Origin of the sequence: Pseudomonas sp. SWRI179 (assembly GCF_014268705.1) — a bacterium.
Classification (GTDB): domain Bacteria; phylum Pseudomonadota; class Gammaproteobacteria; order Pseudomonadales; family Pseudomonadaceae; genus Aquipseudomonas; species Aquipseudomonas zanjanensis.
Genome location: NZ_JABWRA010000066.1, coordinates 1 through 16,110, shown reverse-complemented (window position 1 = coordinate 16,110; position 16,110 = coordinate 1). Strand labels below are relative to the sequence as shown.

Here is a 16,110-nt window from a genome sequence, read left to right as displayed (position 1 = left end):
CGGGAGAACTAAACGCCGAATCCGTGAGCAGACGCTAATGTCCAGCAAATGAAGGCCGCTGTTGTGGCGACGGAGCTTGCTCCCTCGCCACAACAGCCGTTCAGCCGTGTTTCAGGGGCTGTCGATCGTTCCCTCGCTCCTGCGTTGGAATGTCGCCAGGGACGCTTCGAGTTCCACTTCTTCAAAAACTAAACTCTCCATCCGTGAGCACACCCGGACGTCCAGCAAATGAAGGCCGTTTTTGTGGCGAGGGAGCTTGCTCCCGCTGGGCGCGAAGCGCCCCCATGAAGCTGCCCACATCAGCCTGACACACCGCGGCGCCTGGCCTTGGGGCTGCTGCGCAGCCCAGCGGGAGCAAGCTCCCTCGCCACAACAGCCGTTCAGCCGTGTGTCAGGGGCTGTCTGGGTTCAGCGCAAGCCATAGGAATAGACACGGCCGTCATTGCTGTCGTACCAGTTGCCGTTGGCCCAGATCACCCGGTCCTGGGCCGGTTGAAAACCGAGGATACCCAGGTAACCGCCGATGGCGAGGCGTTGCCAGGAGCGGCCCCAATCCTTGGAATAGAACACCCCATTGGCAGAGACGTTCGCGTCCGACCACCCATAGAGCCAGCGCGGTGGATGGTGCTCGCTGGTGGTGTTGATCAGCAGGGTGTCTTGTCCCATCCATAGATTATCGCCACGCACCTGGGTCTGCGACGCCAGGGGTGAAAACACGCTGGGCAATTCCCCCATGGGCGTCCAGGTCAGCGCGGCGGTGTCCAGTTCGGCGACAACAGCTTGCCCGTGGTCGCCCTGGTCAATCAGCCCCATCACCCGCCCGGCGTCGTTCTGCAGCACCTTGTTCACGAACAGGTTGTCGGCACGCTGCACCTCCACGACCCGCCACTGCCCAGCCTTGGCTAGCAGCCGCGCCCGTGTCGTGACGTTAACTGCGATATTGTCACTGACGCCATCCGGGTGGCTGCCCCAGAAGCGTTGGGAGACCCAGATAAAGGCCGTCTGCGCGTCCAATTGCAGGACACTGGTCCGGACGGTCCCATTTGCGCCTTCGCTGGTGTGCCAGCCAGTGATGTCCGGGCGTTTGCCATGGGCGTATTCGGCAGATACGAGCAGCGACTCGGGTGCCATGATCGGCGAGCTGTGCGCACCGCGATCAGCCGAGTAAAAGACGCCGGTGGAAACGGCAATCGGCTTTGCTTCATCGCCGTCCTCCTTCACCCCGTCCGGCGTGCCCACGGCCCAGACTTCATTCACGCCGTGGAAATAGGGAACCAGGCTCCAGGCCAACGAATCGGCCTCGGGAAACCAACCCTGGGTCAACCACGTCCAACGCTGGCCTTGATCGTCGCTGCGAAAGACCACGGTCTGATCGGGCTCCGGGGCATTCGCCGTCTCAGGTCGACGCAGGCCCGTGAGCAGGAACACACTGGTCCCATCGGGACTGGCCACAAGACAAGCGGCGCCGCTGACATGGGCCACAAGCTGAAACTGCCCCTTGTCATCCAGGCGGGAAATGAAGGAAGTTTCCGTTTCCCCACGAGAGAACAAACGGGAAAAGGTGCTGGGCTCCTCCGATTCTTCAGTCTCGGCGGGCTTGCCATAGACCACCGCATCCAAGTTGACGACGTCCGCGGACGGCTCGAACGTTCGGGCCTCTTCCTCCAGCCGCGCCACCAGCCAAGTCCCCTGCGGTGTCACCGTCACGCCCGTGCAATACTGGGTCATCGCGCGCAAGCGAGTATCCTTCACGGTGCCCACTTGCTGCTGATCAGGGCCGTCGCCGCCCCACTCCAGCTTGGCACTGGCAAGCATCCACATGTACCACAGCGCCGCGCCGACCAGCAGCGCGACAAATAATCGAGAGAGCAGTTTTGAACGAGACATGGGGAGGTCCGTATCCAGGGGAAAACTGCGAAGCTTTTCTCATCTCTTTTGTCCGGAGTAAATTTTTATCGCACGAGAATGGCCAAACCCGGTCGCATAAATGTCAGCGCTGTGATCCAGGCTACATTCTTCCCGTGACGCCGCCTCACCTGACCGCCCCAGTACGACAAGCAGATGCCCACAAGGAACGCTCCATGCCCCCACGCTCCGGCCCCGCCGCCTCTTCATTGCCTCAAACCACCGGTTTCGTCCGGGTACGCGGTGCTCAAGAACACAACCTCAAGAACGTCGACGTGGACATTCCCCGTGATGCCCTGGTGGTGTTCACGGGAGTGTCGGGTTCCGGCAAGTCGTCGCTGGCATTTTCCACGCTCTATGCCGAGGCCCAACGTCGTTATTTCGAGTCCGTCGCGCCCTACGCGCGGCGCCTCATCGACCAGGTGGGCGTGCCAGACGTGGACAGCATCGAGGGCCTGCCCCCGGCCGTTGCCTTGCAGCAACAGCGCGGCACACCCAGCGCGCGCTCGTCGGTGGGCAGCGTCACCACCCTGTCGAGCCTGATCCGCATGCTCTACTCCCGCGCCGGCAGCTATCCGGCCGACCAACCGATGCTCTACGCCGAGGACTTCTCGCCCAACACGCCCCAAGGCGCCTGCCAGGAATGCCACGGCCTGGGCCGAGTCTATGAAGTGACTGAAGCCTCCATGGTGCCGGACCCGTCGCTGTCCATCCGCGAGCGCGCCGTGGCCGCCTGGCCCATGGCCTGGCAAGGCCAGAACCTGCGGGACATCCTCGTGACCCTGGGCTATGACGTCGACATCCCCTGGCGCGACCTGCCGAAAAAACAACGGGACTGGATTCTTTTCACCGAAGAAACCCCGACCGTTCCCGTCTACGCGGGACTGACCCCGGCCCAAACTCGCGAAGCACTCAAGCGCAAGCTCGAACCCAGCTACCAAGGCACCTTCAGCGGCGCCCGACGCTACCTGCTGCACACCTTCATGCATTCGCAAAGCGCCCAGATGCGCAAACGCGTGGCCCAATACATGCGCGCCAGCCCCTGCCCCGTGTGCGAAGGCAAGCGCCTCAAGCGCCAAGCGCTAACCGTGACCTTTGCCGGCCTGGACATCGCCGAGCTGTCGCACCTGTCCCTGCTCGAACTGGCCGAGGTGCTCAAGCGGGTCCAGGCCCCTGACTACCTTGAACAGGCCGAAGAAACAGGGGATGTCCTCAGTCACCAGCAAACCCGAAAGGCCCGGGAACAACGCGCCGCCCGGGGCGAAAACCCCCACGCCGGTGGACCGGACGCCCGCCACACACCCAACCTCTCCCTGGAAAAGCGCCTGGCCGCCCAACGCATCGCCGCGGAGCTGCTGGAACGGATCACCACCCTGATCGACCTGGGCCTCGGCTACCTCGCCCTGGAACGCAGCACGCCGACGCTTTCGTCCGGCGAACTGCAACGCCTGCGCCTGGCGACCCAACTCAATTCCCAGCTGTTCGGCGTGATCTACGTGCTGGACGAACCCTCCGCCGGCCTGCACCCGGCCGACAGCGAAGCGCTGTTTGGCGCCCTGCAACGCCTCAAGGCAGCGGGCAATTCGGTGTTTGTAGTCGAACACGACCTCGACACCATGCGCCGTGCCGACTGGCTCATCGACGTCGGCCCGGACGCTGGCGAACAAGGTGGCAAAATCCTCTACAGCGGCCCACCGGCCGGCCTTGGCCAGGTCACCGAATCACGCACCCGCGCCTACCTGTTTAGTGAAGAACACGCCACGACACGCAGCCCGCGCGCCCCCATGGATTGGCTGCGCCTGGAAGGTATAACCCGCAACAACCTCGACAACCTGAGCGCGGCCTTCCCGTTGGGCTGCTTCACCGCCGTGACCGGTATCTCTGGCTCCGGCAAATCGAGCCTGGTCAGCCAGGCCCTGCTGGATCTGGTGGGCGCCCACCTGGGCCAGGCCAGCCCCAACGCCGAGCCCGACGAGCAAAGCCTGGAAGACGAACCCGTGCAAACCAGCGCTGGGCGCGTGACCGCCGGGCTCGACGCGGTCAAGCGGCTGGTCCAGGTAGACCAGAAACCCATCGGCCGCACCCCGCGCTCCAACCTCGCCACTTACACCGGGCTGTTCGATCACGTGCGCAAATTGTTCGCTGCCACTGAGCAGGCAAAGGCGCTGGGGTTCGATGCCGGGCGTTTCTCCTTCAACGTCGCCAAGGGTCGCTGCGAGACCTGCGAAGGTGAAGGTTTCGTCAGCGTCGAATTGTTGTTCATGCCCAGCGTGTACGCCCCCTGCCCCACCTGCCACGGCGCGCGCTACAACCCGCAGACCCTCGAGGTTCGCTGGCAGGGCCTGGACATTTCCCAGGTCTTGCAACTGACCGTGAACCAGGCGCTCGAGGTGTTTGCCGAGCAAGCGGCGGCCAGGCGTTCGTTACACGTGCTGCAGGATATCGGACTGGGTTACCTGCGCCTGGGCCAACCGGCTACGGAGCTGTCCGGCGGCGAAGCCCAGCGGATCAAGCTGGCGACGGAACTGCAGCGCAAGGCCCGGGGCACGACATTATATGTATTGGACGAACCCACCAACGGGTTGCATCCCCAGGACGTGGACCGCTTGCTGGTGCAGTTGAATCGCCTGGTGGATGAAGGCCATACGGTGGTTGTGGTGGAACATGACATGCGGGTGGTGGCGCAGAGTGACTGGGTCATCGATATTGGCCCGGGCGCTGGAACCCAGGGCGGAAAGGTGGTCGCTTGTGGGGCTCCGAAGAGTGTGGCGAAGTCCCGGGAGAGTCGAACAGCAGGGTTCCTGAAAAGGGCTTTGCAGCATGAAAAATAGAGGTTTTTCAATGTTTCTCGCTGTTGCGGAAAAGCTGTCTATACTGTCCCCAGTTAATCGTTTCAGTCGATGTAATTAACTGCAACCTCAGGGGGCAATGGGCTGAGGTTGCACTGGCAAGGACGCAAAATGACATCACCCCAACTGAAAGAACAAACCTTACACTGCGGGATGAGGGGTTATTATCGCGCGCTGAAGCACCCCCCGATGAATTGGATGTGCCCTCCCGATATACCAATCCCCTTCGCAGCTCCGATCGCGGCCACAAAACCGCCTGTGGTGATGGGTGCTGAGGTTGTAAAACTCATCTACTCCGCTTGGCGAATATCAAGGTGACATACCTGACTGTGTAAAGGTATTCACATTAATATTTTTCGAGCGCATCCATTATGCTCAAGCCTATTCCAAGCCACCTGTTCAATTTAATTCAAGAGGTGGAGAATAATATTCCAGGGAAAAGCCACGACGAGTACACCGAGATACTCGGTTGGATGTTCTCGAAACTAGGGCTTGAAAAGTTTGCTTATGTTCATCTGGAGGCCGCACCCTTCGATAATGCCAAAGTCTCCATCCACAGCAATTACCCCGCTGAATGGGTGGACACTTACCGCAGAAATTCATTGCATAAATCAGATCCGGTCATGGCCAACACAGCCATTACCGCCACGCCTTTTTTCTGGGATGAAATTCCACAAGAACTGGACAATAACCCGGAAATATTTGATCAATCCGCGTCCTATGGCATCAAGCAAGGGTTCACCATTCCGATTCATGAGCCGGGCAGATCGTTCGGCTCTATTCACTTGTCCTCGGAAGAGAATGATCCTGACTTCCCAACTATTGTCAGGGAGAATATGGTCATTATTCAGACGCTCAGCATCATTGCCAACCAGCACCGCCCGCTTGAGGTCGGTGTAGAAAGCACGCTCAAGCTATCGCCCAGGGAAATAGAATTCTTGCGCTGGCTTGCGCTTGGAAAAAACTATAAGGAAATTGGCTTGATCATGAATATCACCGAACGAACAGTGAAATTTCATGCCAAGCAAATGACTGAAAAAATGGAGTGCACCAACGTCAAGCAAGCCATGTTCAAAGCGGCGCAGTTGAACCTCATCTGACATTCGTCGCCACTCAACTTTAATACCAGAGCACACTCAGGCGAAATTCACCTGGGATGCGATATTGAAAAGCATGCCGCAGGCAAACAACCCAATCACCAGGGAAATGGCTCGATTTAAAAACCGCCCGGATACAATCGCGTGGAACTTTCGACCACAAAAAGCGCCAGCCGCAATCCACACCAACCCTACCGGAAAAATAATGGCTGAAAATAGCAGCATGAACGACAGCCAACTATCCAGCGACAGGAATGTTCCCGCCGGCGCAACGAAGGAAACAAAAAACAAGCCTTTGGGATTCGTCAGCGTTGCCACGAATAAATCCGGAACGGTAATACCCGTCGTTGCGCCAGGCCCATGGTCTTTTACCGAGAACCAAAGTTTCAAGGAAATATAAAACAGAAAACACACAGCAAAGATCTTGGTGGCGATCACTACCCACGAGTGATCGGTTATCAGTAAGTCAATGAATACTCCCCACATCGTCATCTGAATAACGTATGCCAACCATTCTGCTGCAACGAAGCGCATCGAAAGCGAATTGAGCCCTTTACTTATACCCGCTTGCAACAACAATGAGTTCGTTGGTCCCGGAACCAACAACACGGTCAACAACGAAAGCGCAATATAATTCATAGTATCCATCCATATCAGCAGCCGGTACGGCCAGTTTCCAGGGTCAGATCGATCCATCATCCTTCCGCATGATTTCAGGCAGAGCCATGAAGTCAGCAACTCAGTCATACGAGGTCAGACAACCAACTTAAATAGAGCAATCACACTAGACCACCATCAATGTGCCACACCTCTTCAACCCGCTCGCCGATCCATAATCCTTGGACTCCCTGTCCGTGAGTCAACCCGCGATAGAAAGTCACCGCGCCCACGACTAGATGACCTTTTGTTTACAGGCACTGAAGTTTATTTTCAGAGCGTCAATTTTTTGAACAAAATAATATCAGTCTGTTATGGGTGACATTTTTAGGATCGTCAAAAAAACAAGAGGCCAGATTTATTTCATTTTCAGGCAACACCCTTTAATCAACACCAGTTTGCCACCATTTCGCACCTATACTTTTTTGGATACCAAGCAATACAAATCCACAACTAACGAGTACCCCTCTACTTATAAGGCGCCCCGCCAGCGCACCGCCCCCTAATTAGGCTACACACTCTATAAATCAAAGACTGTACTTTAGGACAGTTGAAATACCTTAGTGCAAAGTTAACAGTAGCTTCACCTGCAGCCAAGAAGTCGCACCGATGAACTACTCCCCGTGCACCTATGAATTTTCCGGCGTATCCACCCGCATCGTAAGCTACTCAAACATCCCCCTCGAAACCCTCGAACAAATATTGTCCATTCGAAAACTCGCCTTCATCGATCGAAAGAAATGGGACATTAAAAGTTATCAAGGCAGCGATTATGAGTGGGATGAATACGACGACCCCGACGCGCTCTATCTCTACGCCCATGAAAACGACCGTGTCACCGGCTGTGTTCGACTACGCGCCTCCAGCAAACCCACATTGATGAATGGGTCCCTGAGCTTTATTCTTCCCACTGAAAAAACCAGACCGCCTTTGAATCACTGTTGGGAAGCCACTAGATTTGCACTTTCAGCCAATAATCTTTCCACGAGAAAACTCACCCGAGCTAATGTAGACATTCGCACAGCGGCACTTTTCCTGTCAATGATTAAGTTTGCCCAACAACAAAAAATTCACACATATGAAATTGTCGTTGACACCTTGATGGAAAAGATCCTGAAACGTTCTGGCTGGCCAATTGAAAGAATCAACAGCGCATTAGGCTCGAAGGGAGAGCAGATCATTTACGGCACATTGCCATGCACTTTGAAAACTTATGAGGAGGTCCTCAGCAAAAACGCCATCCACCGAGCAACTGTATTTACCCATTCACGCATGACACACCGCTCGTCAGATAGACTCCATAAATCCCTGGACACTCCCCAGCTACTCGCCGATCGAAACATTCCGGCAAAGATACCCATGCACACTGAGCTGCAGCTTTAATCAAATAATTGGATGATTTTGGAGAAAGGATGAACCTACAACGATTATTCCCGCACGTTGGTAAAGTCATTGCCAGTACAGGTAGCCGCCATTTCCCGCGCATGTTGCATGACTTGATACTTACGGAAATCCCCGTGGACGCCACACATATTACCGAGCAACGGATCGGCACAAGTAATATGTCAGAACCCAGCACTTCCAGCCTAGGCTGCGTCGGCATGGACAACGCTTGCGTCGGCGCCCTCATGGACACGCATACCGCCAAGCCATTTTTCCTGGCCGACGACATTCTCTTCGAAGACGCAACGCCGCAAAAAATACCCAACTTCTCCCGATGCTTGCTTAAATGCGAACGCTCGGAAAAAGTGCCTGCCTACAGCACAACGACCCAGTTACACCTGAGCACCCGAAAGAACGGCCGTCGTTATGTACTGTCTATTTACCGTTCGCCTCTTTCAAAAGGATTTACCGCCCAAGAACATGCACTGCTGAAGGATTTTTCCTGTCTTTTATTGCCCATGGTCGAGGAGCATGTAGCGGCGCTTGTTCCACCGGAGTCCACCCGGCAGGATCCGTTCCTGGCGTTGGACGCTTCGGAAAATGGCGGTATGGAAGCACTGCGTCAACGCTTCGCTGATCGACTGCTTCTATCGGGATTGAGTTTGTCCTCTCGTGAAACGGAAGTGTGTGTGGGGCTGCTGGCCGGGCGCACCGCCCCCGAACTTGCCGAGCAACTGAACTTGAAAGTCAATACCGTTGAAAGTTATCTGAAGCGCGCCGCCATAAAGATGGGGATTGGCGGGCGTCGTTCGCTGATCCGTTGGATGCATTCGATGGATGCCACACCGGCTCACATGGAATGGAATGGCAATAACGCGATTCAACAAGCCGTATAAAACTCCCCCCAACGGTTGCTCACTCACTGACCGAGTCGAGTATTTGTTGGGGGAATATCGTTCCCTCCCTCCGCCGTACCGTCCTCCCTTGGCGATCGAGTGCAACGCTTCACCCATTCCAACGCATCGTCCACGTAAGTGAAAATCACCGGTACCACCAGCAAGCTCAACAGTGTCGATGTCAACAAACCACCCATGACCACCACCGCCATCGGCTGTCTGAAGCTCGGGTCCTCGCCCATTCCCATTGCGGTCGGCAACATCCCGGCACCCATCGCAACGGTTGTCATCAGGATCGGGCGGGCACGTTTGTGGCAAGCATCCACCAACGCATCGTATCGACCCAGGCCGTAATCGCGGCGAGCCACGATGGCGTACTCCACCAACAGAATGGAGTTCTTGGTCACGATACCCATCAGCATCAACAAGCCAATGACCGATGGCAGGGAAAAACTGAAATTGCAGATCAGCAAGGCCAATAACGCGCCACCCAGCGAGAGCGGCAGTGCCGAAAGAATCGTGGCCGGTTGCAAGAAGTCGTGGAACAGCAACACCAGGACCGAGTAGATACAGAACACGCCAATGGCCATGGCCAGGCCGAAGCTGGCGAACAGTTCCGTCATCAACTGCAGTTCGCCCTGCTCCACCAGCTTCACTTCGGCTGGCAAGTTGCGCATCACTGGCAGTTGGCGGGCCTCGGCCATGACCTCACCCAGGTTGCGACCATTGAGTTCTACAGACAGGGTGACATTGCGCAGACGGTCCAGCCGGCTGATTTGCGCCGGCCCGCTGCCCATGCTGATGTCCCCCAACGAGGCCAGGGCGACCTGGCCGTCTCGACCGGTTACTCGCAATTGACTGATCGCCTGCAAGTCGTCGCGCAACAGCGAATCCATGCGCACCCGCACGTCCACCTGGCGCTGGGACAAATTGATCTTGCCCAGTTGCGAGGAGTATTCGCCATAAGTCGCCATGCGCAAGGTATCGGCGATGTCTTGGCTGGTGATGCCCAGTTCCGCCGCCCGGGCAAAATCCGGTCGCATCTGGATTTCCGGTCGTTGCAAGGCGCTGCTTGACGAGACGTTCCCGATCCCGCGCAGCTCCCGTAACTGGGGCTCAAGGGCGCTTGCCGTGCGCTCCAGCAGATCGCCGTCATCACTGGCAAGAACGATATTGAGCTTCTCTCCGCTGCCATCGCCGCCAACGTTGATGCGCACGCCCGGGAGTGTGCGCAACACCTGGCGCATCTGCGCTTCCACCTCCACCTGCTTGCGCTCGCGTGCATCCCGGGGTGCAAGTTCCACCGTCAGGACCGCATCGCCAGCACCGGTGATATCGGCAGGGCTCGAGCCGGAACTGCTGGCGGTCCCCACAGAGCTGAACACATGCGTAACGTCAGGAAGCTCACGCAGCCGCTCGCTGGCCTGCAAGGCCATTGCGCTGGTGTGTTCCAGCGTCGTTCCTGGCGGCAACTCCAATGTGATTTTGCTATGGCCGGTGTCCTGGGCAGGCAGGAAACTGGTGGGCAGCAAGGGCACCAACGCCAGAGCTGCGACGAAGCACAGGCCGGCCAGAGCCATCGTTGTCTTGCGCCGAGTCAGGCTGAGGTGAATCCAGCCCAGGTAACGGGTCATCAAGGCGCTGTCATGGTCGGCTTCGTTCCTCGCCTTGAGGAAATAAGCCGCCATCATCGGCGTCAGCAGCCGCGCCACCAGCAGTGAGAACAGCAGCGCAACCGACGCCGTCACACCAAACTGGCGGAACAGCTTCCCGGCGATCCCCCCCATGAACGCCGTGGGCAGGAACACCGCGACCAGGGTGACCGTCGTGGCGAGCACCGCCAGGCCGATTTCATCCGCGGCCTCGGTGGCGGCCTGGAGCGGGGTCTTGTCCATACGCAAGTGCCGCGCGATGTTCTCGATCTCGACGATGGCATCGTCCACCAGCACACCGATGACCAACGCCAGGGCCAACAACGAAACGGAATTGAGGGTAAACCCGGCCAGGTACATCACGCCGAAAGTGGGGATGATCGACAGCGGCAGCGCCGTGGCGACGATGAGCGTGGCGCGCCAGTCCCGCAGGAACCACCAGACCACCAGCACCGCTAAAAGCATGCCTTCGTACAGCAAATTCATCGAGTCGTGATAGTTGGCGAGCACGGCCTTGACCGTGTCACTGACCTCAACGATCTGCACGTTGGGGTGCTGTTCCTCAAACGTGGCCATGGCCTGCCGCACGTCATTGGCGACGCCGACATCGGAGAATCCCAGGGAACGCGTGACCTGGAAACCGATCACCGGCCGGCCATCGCGAAACGCCCGCGAGCTACGTTCGGCATGGGTGTCACGAATGTCGGCCAACTGCCCCAGGGCAAGCAGGCGCCCGTCGCCACTGGGAATATCGATAGCGCCGAGGGCCGCCGGATCATCAATGGCGCCCAAGGTGCGCATGGCTTGCTGACCGCTGCCCAGGTTGCCCTGTCCACCGGAGTTGTCCTTCTGCATGGCCCGCAACTGGTTGGCGACGTCCGCGACGCGAATGCCCAGGCCCGCCATCAGCGCAGGGTCGAGATCGACCTGGACTTCCCGATCGACCCCGCCCGTACGCGCGATCATGGCCACCCCGGGCACCGCCAGCAGCTGTTTGCTCAACTCATTGTCGACGAACCAGGACAAGGCTTCTTCATCCAGGTTGTCGGAGTCGATGACATAGGTCAGCAACGCCGAGGCGCTGGTGGTCAGTCGGGCAACCGACGGTGTATCCAGGCTCGCCGGCAGTTGCGCCATGGCACTGTCGACCGCGTTGCGCACTTCGTTGAGCGCCTCGTTGCCATCCTTGTCGATATCAAAGCTAACGTTGATGTTGACTGCACCGTCGGTGATGGTCGTAGTCACGTGCTTGAGCAGGCGCAGGGACGTCAGCTTGTCCTCGATCTTGCGCGCCACTTCCGTTTCCAATTGCTCCGGGGCCGCGCCTTCCAGCGAGGCGCTGATCACCACCACCGGCAGGTCCATGTCCGGAAAGTCCTGGATGGCGAGTCTTTCAAAGCCCGCCAATCCAAAGAGCGTCAGCAGGATGAACAGCATGACGGCCGGGACCGGATGGCGGATCGACAAGGCTGAAATGTTCATGGCTGGGCGACCTGGGATTGAACGAGGGTCACGCTCGCGCCATCGTTGAGGAACGCACCGCCGGCACGCACGATGCGCGCAGGCTCATCGAGGCCGCTGAGGATCTCCACGGCCTGATGCATGCGCCGGCCGACCACCACCGGCCGCTGGACCACATGCATGTTGTCATTGAGCGTGAACACATAGGAGCGCCCGTCCCGCAGGATAACGGCTGTGTCCGGCACCGTGACGGCCTCCCGCGGCGCCAGTTCGATCTGGCCACTGGCATACATGCCGGCCTGGGCGGCGCTGTCGGTTGGCAGAGAGACATAGATCAATCCCCGGCTGGTCTTGGTATTCAACGTGGGTGATACCAACCGCACCCGCCCTTCCAGGCTCTGGCCATCGGGCAACGTCATGCGGGCGACCTGGCCAGGCTGCACTTGGGCCAGTTGACGGGCATCCAGCTCGGCCTGCCATTCGATGCGGCTGTCGCGCACCATGCGAAACAGCTCGTCGCCAGCGGAGAGCACCTTGCCGAGCAGCGCCGTGCGCGCCGAAATGACGCCATCGTCGACGGCGACGATGCGCGTCTGTCCGAGCCGGATCCGCGTGCTCTGCAGTTCGGCGCGGGCACTGGCGAGATCAGCCTCGGCGAGCGCGACCTTGATTCGGTAGTCTTCGCGTTGTTGTTCCGACAGTGCCCCGCCCTGCCCGACGACCCGGGCCCGCCGATCATTGGAACGGGCCTGTTCCAGGTTGGCTTCGGCCTGGGCGAGGAGCGCCTTCTGTTTGTTTTCTTCGGCGATCACCGTTTCGCTGGCAAGCGTGGCCAGCAACTGACCTTTCTTTACCCGGCTGCCTACATCGGCCTCAATGCTGGCGATGCGCAGGTTACTGGTCTCGGCATTGATCACCGCTTCCTGCCAGGGTGCGAGCGCGCCAGTGGCAAACAACAATTGCGGCCAGACCTGGCGTTGCGCCTGGACGACTTCCACGCTCAAGCTGCTGACCCGGGGCGCGGCCTCGGCCGGCTCAGTGCCCCGGCGAAAATAGATCAACGCCACCACGAGCGCGCACACAACGATTGCCAACGCGTACTTGCCCGATCTCGACCTCACGCGCCGTCTCCGCTCAATGGGCGATTCCGCGCCAGCGGCTGGTCGGCTTGCCAGCCGCCTCCCAGCGCTTTGTACAGGGCAATCCAGTAGCGCACCTGATTCTGCTGCAAGCTGATCAATTCGATCTCGGCGGTCAGCGCCTGGCGGCGTGCGGTTTCCCGGTCCAGCAGGCTGACGTTGCCAGCCTGCCAACTGCGGTCGATGGCCTCGAAAGACTCCCGGAAACCGGCGGTGGAACGCTCTACATCCGACTCCCGGCGACGGGCCGCATCGAGACGCACCAACGCCTGCTCCACTTCCATCACACTGGTGCGCAAGGTCTGGCGGTAGATCGCGAGGGCTGCGTCATAGGAGGCCTTGGCCCCCTGCGCCGCCGCGCGACGCTTGCCACCGTCGAACAGCGGAATCGACAGTACCGGGCCCAATGACCAGGAGCGGTTGCGCTGCCCGACCATGGTGCCCACGGAAATCGTCCCGGAAAGACTCAAGCTCGGCAGGCGATCAGCCTGGGCGACGCCAATCTCGGCATTCGCCGCTGCCAGCTCGCGCTCACTGGAAGCGACGTCCGGGCGTTGACGCAGCAAGTCGGCCGGAATCTGCTGCACATTGAGTGCTGCCGGTTGCGGCAGTTGCGCCGGGGTGTGGCCGAGCACTTCCAGCAATCGACGTTCATCGCTGCCTGTCAGCGCCACCAGGCTCTTGAGCAGCACCTGGCATTCGCTCTGCTGTTGGACCAGGGTCGCGGCGCTGCTGGCGGCACTGGCATCGGCCAGCGCTGCGTCGGCGGAGGACGTGAAGCCCGCCCCGAACGACTGGTGCGTCATGCGTGCAGTGTCTTGTTGTGACTGGGACTGGTCACGGTAGGCCAGTGCCAACTTCTGGCAGCCCCGGTATTGCACGTAGTAATCACCGACTTGGGCCGCCAGCGAAACCCGCGCGTCATGCCAGTCATCCACCCGTGCTTCGACGCGGGAGCTGGCCGCTTCATTGTTGCGACGCAACTTGCCGAACAGATCGAGCTCCCAGGCGGCATCCATCGTGGCCGAAGAGCCTGAGCCCCCCAGGCGTTCAGAACCGGTCTGCTGCCCGCCTCGACCACCGGACAACCTGCCATCGAACTTGGGCAAGGCATCGGCGGCGTCACTGTCGGCGGTCGCACGGGCCAGGGAAATATTGGCCCAGGCCTGGTCCATGGACGGGCTATCGGCTTCGGCCAGACGCAACAGTTCGGCCAACGCCGGGTCATCGAATTGCTGCCACCAGTCAGTCAACCCGGCCACGGACGCACCATGTGGCACCGGTGCCTGCCACTGGGCGGCAATCGGAACGTCTGGCACCCGATAGTCAGGGCCCAATACGCAACCACTCAAGGCCACCGCACACAGTGTCACCCACAATATTCTTCCTGGGGGCTTGATGGCAGGCATAGGGTTCTCAAAGGGCGTCAAAGGTGAAGACAGCAAGGCACCCGGCTCCGGCGCAACTCAGCGGTGTGGCAGGTATTTAACCCCGCGCCCGTTCCGATGTCTGGCGTGGAAATTGGGGACAGCTGCCGGCAGGAAAACTCGCGATAACGGCGGGGGCCTGTTGAAATGAGCTCGACTTGCCAAGTAATGGCTGCACTTGCTGTCGAGCAGCAACCGCCCCCGCTCGGTTCACTTTCCATAGCCAATGGATGATCGAATATGGAAGCACTCAATTACCTCGAAAACATCGAATCGAACGCACGTACCTATGCGCAGACTTTCCAGCGACTGTTCGTCAGCGGCAAAGGCATGCGTATCAAGGATGCCAGCGGCCAGGAGTTTCTCGATTGCCTGTCGAACGCCGGCACACTGGCCCTCGGACACAATCCACCCGAAGTCCGGGACGCGGTGATGCGCTTCCTCTCCAGCGATCATCTGCAGCAGGCATTGGACTTGGCCACGCCGGCCAAGCATGCGTTCGTGCAGGAACTGTTTTCGATGCTGCCGGCGCCAATGCGTGACACCAGCAAGATTCTCTTCTGCGGGCCCAGCGGTTCGGATGCGGTCGAGGCCGCCATCAAGTTGGCACGCCACTACACCAAGCGCTCGCCTTTGATGGCGTTCCACGGCGGCTACCATGGCATGACGGCCGGCGCATTGTCGGCGATGGGCAAGCTGTCGCCCAAATCCGGCGATGGCTTGATCGCCCAAGGCACGCACTTCCTGCCCTTTCCCTATCGGTTTCGATGCCCGTTCGGCACCCATGGCGAGCACACCGATCAACTGTCCATCGACTACATCCGCACCGTCCTCTCAGACCCCGAAGGCGGCGTCGCCAAGCCGGCGGCGGTCATCGTCGAGGTGGTGCAAGGCGAAGGCGGTTGCATCCCGGCCTCGGCCAACTGGCTGCGGGCCCTGCGGGAAATCACTCTGGAGCAGGAGATCTTGCTGATCGTCGACGAAGTCCAGACCGGCCTGGGGCGCACCGGCAGCACCTTCGCCATCGAGCACGCCGGCATCGTCCCCGACATCCTGGTGCTGTCCAAAGCCATCGGCGGTGGCTACCCATTGGCGGTGATCGTGTATGCCGAACATCTGGATACCTGGGGGCCTGGCATGCATGCGGGGACCTTCCGCGGCAATCAGGTGGCGATGGTTGCCGGCGCCGCCACCATGCAGCGAATCCGCAGAGACCATCTCGTCGCCCATGCCGCGCGAATGGGTGAGCGGCTGGAGAGCGGCCTGCAGGACATCGCTCGGCGTTGTCCATTCATCGGCGACATCCGTGGGCGCGGGTTGATGATCGGCGTGGAAATCACCCAGCCGGCAGACAACCAGCGCGCCGGCCAGGCTGACGGCGCACGTGCACACGCCATCAAGCTCAACTGCTTCGACAATGGCTTGATGATGGAAACCGGCGGGCGCCATGGCGCAGTGCTCCGGTTCCTTCCGCCCCTGACCATCACCGAGACCGAGGTCGGCATGGTGCTGGACCGCTTCGAACAGGCGGTGAGGAAGGTTGGCGAAACACGCCCCCATGCAGCACGCGTGACGGTATAAGGCGCCAGGCACAATTCCTGTGGCGAGGGAGCTTGCTCCCGCTGGGTCGCGAAGCGGCCCCAA

Annotated in this window: 10 protein-coding genes; 5 read left to right on the top strand and 5 right to left on the bottom strand. The window is 59.5% G+C overall.

The window, feature by feature from the left end; all coding sequences use genetic code 11:
- Positions 1-408: 408 nt before the first annotated feature.
- Positions 409-1,887, bottom strand: coding sequence for a hypothetical protein (locus HU767_RS25730; RefSeq protein ID WP_186730807.1), 1,479 nt, complete (start codon positions 1,885-1,887; stop codon positions 409-411).
- Between the two features lie 194 nt (positions 1,888-2,081).
- Between HU767_RS25730 and HU767_RS25725 the strand changes: the two genes are divergently transcribed.
- Both HU767_RS25725 and HU767_RS25720 read left to right on the top strand, forming a co-directional pair.
- Positions 2,082-4,736 (top strand): excinuclease ABC subunit UvrA, encoded by a 2,655-nt coding sequence (locus HU767_RS25725; RefSeq protein WP_186730806.1) that lies wholly within the window; start codon positions 2,082-2,084, stop codon positions 4,734-4,736.
- A 389-nt stretch (positions 4,737-5,125) separates the two neighbouring features.
- On the top strand, positions 5,126-5,854 hold the full coding sequence (locus tag HU767_RS25720) for a LuxR family transcriptional regulator (protein ID WP_186730805.1): 729 nt from the start codon (positions 5,126-5,128) through the stop codon (positions 5,852-5,854).
- A gap of 36 nt (positions 5,855-5,890) precedes the next feature.
- Here HU767_RS25720 and HU767_RS25715 read toward each other — a convergent pair whose 3' ends face one another.
- Positions 5,891-6,490 (bottom strand): threonine transporter RhtB, encoded by a 600-nt coding sequence (locus HU767_RS25715; protein WP_186710337.1) that lies wholly within the window; start codon positions 6,488-6,490, stop codon positions 5,891-5,893.
- 627 nt (positions 6,491-7,117) lie between these two features.
- Here HU767_RS25715 and HU767_RS25710 point away from each other — a divergent pair.
- A complete protein-coding gene (locus tag HU767_RS25710; RefSeq protein ID WP_186730804.1) occupies positions 7,118-7,891 on the top strand; it encodes an acyl-homoserine-lactone synthase in 774 nt (257 codons plus the stop codon).
- A 29-nt stretch (positions 7,892-7,920) separates the two neighbouring features.
- Positions 7,921-8,787 (top strand): helix-turn-helix transcriptional regulator, encoded by an 867-nt coding sequence (locus HU767_RS25705; RefSeq protein ID WP_186710335.1) that lies wholly within the window; start codon positions 7,921-7,923, stop codon positions 8,785-8,787.
- A gap of 23 nt (positions 8,788-8,810) precedes the next feature.
- Here HU767_RS25705 and HU767_RS25700 read toward each other — a convergent pair whose 3' ends face one another.
- The 3 genes from HU767_RS25700 to HU767_RS25690 are packed head-to-tail and all read right to left on the bottom strand — an operon-like array spanning position 8,811 to position 14,448.
- Complete coding sequence (locus HU767_RS25700) at positions 8,811-11,921, bottom strand: efflux RND transporter permease subunit (RefSeq protein ID WP_186730803.1); 3,111 nt, start codon at positions 11,919-11,921, stop codon at positions 8,811-8,813.
- Positions 11,918-12,970: an efflux RND transporter periplasmic adaptor subunit gene (locus HU767_RS25695; protein ID WP_346343480.1), complete on the bottom strand. Its 1,053-nt coding sequence runs from the start codon at positions 12,968-12,970 to the stop codon at positions 11,918-11,920. The genes HU767_RS25700 and HU767_RS25695 overlap by 4 nt, the downstream gene beginning before the upstream one ends.
- Before the next feature lie 47 nt (positions 12,971-13,017).
- Positions 13,018-14,448 (bottom strand): efflux transporter outer membrane subunit, encoded by a 1,431-nt coding sequence (locus HU767_RS25690; RefSeq protein WP_186730802.1) that lies wholly within the window; start codon positions 14,446-14,448, stop codon positions 13,018-13,020.
- A 258-nt stretch (positions 14,449-14,706) separates the two neighbouring features.
- Here HU767_RS25690 and HU767_RS25685 point away from each other — a divergent pair, with 258 nt between their 5' ends.
- The gene (locus HU767_RS25685) at positions 14,707-16,047 is read left to right on the top strand and encodes a diaminobutyrate--2-oxoglutarate transaminase family protein (protein ID WP_186730801.1); all 1,341 of its coding nucleotides are present in this window, start codon (positions 14,707-14,709) and stop codon (positions 16,045-16,047) included.
- Positions 16,048-16,110 lie beyond the last annotated feature (63 nt).